Source organism: Collinsella aerofaciens ATCC 25986 (genome assembly GCF_964239575.1).
In the GTDB taxonomy this organism is placed as follows: domain Bacteria; phylum Actinomycetota; class Coriobacteriia; order Coriobacteriales; family Coriobacteriaceae; genus Collinsella; species Collinsella aerofaciens_BQ.
Genome location: NZ_CAXSQQ010000047.1, coordinates 1 through 2919 on the forward strand (window position 1 = coordinate 1; position 2919 = coordinate 2919).

3 protein-coding genes are annotated in these 2919 nt (G+C 59.2%); all 3 read left to right on the plus strand.

The features are described 5' to 3' along the window. The first annotated feature begins 99 nt into the window (after positions 1-99). The 3 genes from ACESUZ_RS09990 (at position 100) to ACESUZ_RS10000 (ending at position 2845) form a co-directional block, all read left to right on the plus strand. Positions 100-1338, plus strand: coding sequence for an IS110 family RNA-guided transposase (locus ACESUZ_RS09990; protein WP_373199899.1), 1239 nt, complete (start codon positions 100-102; stop codon positions 1336-1338). 208 nt (positions 1339-1546) lie between these two features. Then, the gene (locus tag ACESUZ_RS09995) at positions 1547-1867 is read left to right on the plus strand and encodes a multidrug transporter (protein WP_195235102.1); all 321 of its coding nucleotides are present in this window, start codon (positions 1547-1549) and stop codon (positions 1865-1867) included. A 357-nt stretch (positions 1868-2224) separates the two neighbouring features. Continuing rightward, complete coding sequence (locus tag ACESUZ_RS10000; protein ID WP_443985377.1) at positions 2225-2845, plus strand: DUF6017 domain-containing protein; 621 nt, start codon at positions 2225-2227, stop codon at positions 2843-2845. Positions 2846-2919 lie beyond the last annotated feature (74 nt).

The following is a 2919-nucleotide window of genomic DNA, read 5'->3' on the forward strand; positions in this document are numbered from 1 at the left end:
GGGGCCGCGGGGGCGTTCGGCTAACTGCGGGAGCGAGCCATCAGCTCAATGTGTTCGGCTGAGATCGGAAATCAACCCGGCAGACCGAGGGGAGCGAAAATGGAAGGCGAAACGGTCATCGCGGGCGTCGACACGCACAAGGACGTGCATGTCCTGTGCCTGCTCGACGGCCTCGGGAGGAAGATCTGGAGCGGGAGCTTCGGGGCCGACCCCGAGGGCTACGACAGGCTGGCGGAGGCGATAGGCGACCCGGGGAGCTGCATGGTCGTCGGCGTCGAGGGCACGGCATCGTACGGGGCCGGGCTGACGAGGAGGCTCGCGGAGCTCGGGTACAACGTCGTCGAGGTGCTCAGGCCCAAGAGGGACAAGGTGAGGCCCGGCGAGGGGAAGAGCGACCCGCTGGACGCCGAGCGCGCGGCGCGCAAGGCGGCGTCCGGGAGGGGCTGCTCCGTGCCGAAGTCGCAGGACGGCTGGGTCGAGGCGGTGCGCCAGCTCTACGTCGCGCGCAGGCTGGCCGTCGCGACGTCCACGTCCTGCGTGGCCTGCGCGAAGTCGATGCTCACGACGGCCCCGGGCGCCCTGAGGGAGCGGTTCAGGGGCCGCGAGCGGCCGAAGGACCTCATGCCGCTGCTCGCGCGCGGGAGGAAGGCGGGCGACGCGCTCGAGGAGAGCGTGCTGGCCTCGCTGCGGTCCGTCGCGGCGGTCTGGAAGGAGGCCCGCAGCCAGGTCGAGTCCCTCGACGCGCGCATCCGCGCGCTGCTGGAGGCGAACGCGCCCGCGCTGCTCGGCGTCGAGGGCTGCGGCACGACGACCGCCGCCGCCCTGGTCGTGGCCGCCGGCGACAACCCCGGCAGGCTGAAGGGCGAGGCGGCGTTCTCGATGCTGTGCGGCGCCTCCCCGATCCCCGCGTCGAGCGGGAAGACGGAGCGGCACAGGCTCAACCGCGGCGGCAACCGGCAGGCGAACTGGGCGCTCTACGAGATCGCGATCAAGCGCATGGCGTACGACGAGAGGACGAGGAGGTACGTGGCGAAGCGAACCTCCGAGGGGAAGTCCCGGAGGGAGGCGATCCGCTGCCTGAAGCGCTACATAGCGCGGGAGGTGTACCGCGTGCTCATGGACCCGAATCCCGACGGCGCCGCGCCGGAAGGCCCCGAGCTCGCGAAGATGCGCAAGGCGATGCGGGTGACCCAGAAGCAGGCCGCCGCGGGGCTCGGCATGTCCGCGGCCTCACTCGGTCACCTGGAACATGGGAGACGGCGGTCGACGAAACTGGAGAGGAGGTATTACGAGCTCCTGTGCGAATTGAAGGGAGCGCTCCCGCAAACTGCCTATTGACAACTTATAGGAGCGTCGGTTTTTATTCCGCGAAACTTGGCATGGTTGAGGGCGATCGGTTAAACGTAGTAGATAGGCCCGTTTTGTGGCATACGACCCATTCAAGCCCAATCTCGAAGGCTAAAGAGAGCCTCTCATCCGCACCTGCGAGCGAAAACCAAATAAAATGAAAGGCAAATGGAAAGCCCGTTTGACGAGCGGAGAACATATGCGCGACGTAACCGAAAGCGACTGGAAGCTGTTTAAGAAAATGCTTCCTCAATGGCAAGAACGTTATATGGAAAAGCTCATCGGCCAGTACGTTGAGATGCTGAACGGCGACAGCGAAGCGTCCAGTAGATTTTGGGCACTAGAAGAGCGCCTCAATAGAGACAAGCTGTCCTCAGGCGTAATTGCAAACGACATTCGCCGCAGCACAATGCACCGCGAGATAGCCAATTTGCTTATCGACAGCGTGATCACCCTTGACGACCTTGACGGTTTTACCGAAGACATTAAGAGCTATGCGCAACACTGGATTGGCCAGTAAGAGCACTGAACGACAGACATCCCCAGCAAAACGGGGCAAACGCTGGGCCACCTAAAGCTGACGTTAGATAACGATACTTTTGAAAACACTGGAAAATCAAGGTTTTTCGAGCGACGGACAAGCCGGGTATTGTACTAAAAACTGAATACGACGCAAAAGCGGCGTTTCCCACTCTCTACACAGGGAGAACAGAAACGCCGCTTTTTTCATGCCCTTTGTTACGCAGTAGGGGCAGAAAAAGCCTTGCTACAAGCGGCTTTCCGGGCGCGTATCTGACGCGGCAAGGGATTTATACCTTATCCCCCGAAACCGCGCTTCTACTGCGTAACAAATCCACAGCAAAAGGAGTGATTTACTATGGCAGTTTTCCGGGTGGAACGAAACAAAGGCTACACCGTAATGAGCAACCACCACCTACGCAACAAGGAGCTTTCTCTAAAGGCAAAGGGGCTGTTGTCGCAAATGCTGTCACTCCCCGAAGATTGGGACTACACCTTGAAAGGCTTATCCCTTATCAACCGGGAGAAGATAGACGCTATCCGCGAAGCCATACGGGAGCTTGAACGCGCCGGGTATATCGTCCGTTCAAGGGAGCGCGACGAGAAAGGACGCTTGCGGGGCGCGGACTATGTGATATTCGAGCAGCCGCAGCCGCCTACGCCGGATTTACCTACATTGGAAAATCCAACATTGGATAATCCAACACAGGGAAAACCAACATTGGAAAAACCTACGTTGGAAAATCCAACGCAATTAAATAAAGATATACAAAGAACTGACTTACCAAAAAAAGAAAAATCAAATACAGATTTATCAAGTACCCATTCCATTCCTATCCTTTCCCCTAACCCCTCACCTTGCGGGGGAGCGGCTACGCCGCCGGAACGGAAAGGAACGGAAGCGGCAGCACAGAGCGCAGTAGAGATATACCGGGAAATCATCAAGGAGCGGTTGATTTTCAATCTCAACCAAAAATGATCGCGTCGAAAATGTTGGTGTAAGGGTGACGCCCTAGCGCCCGTTTAACGAAGAACGGCCTTCGTCCTAGAATC

Bases quoted from the DNA above. Each gene is read 5' to 3' on its own strand.
- ACESUZ_RS09990 (WP_373199899.1), top strand. From the start codon at position 100: ATGGAAGGCGAAACGGTCATCGCGGGCGTCGACACGCACAAGGACGTG.
- ACESUZ_RS09995 (WP_195235102.1), top strand. From the start codon at position 1,547: ATGCGCGACGTAACCGAAAGCGACTGGAAGCTGTTTAAGAAAATGCTT.
- ACESUZ_RS10000 (WP_443985377.1), top strand. From the start codon at position 2,225: ATGGCAGTTTTCCGGGTGGAACGAAACAAAGGCTACACCGTAATGAGC.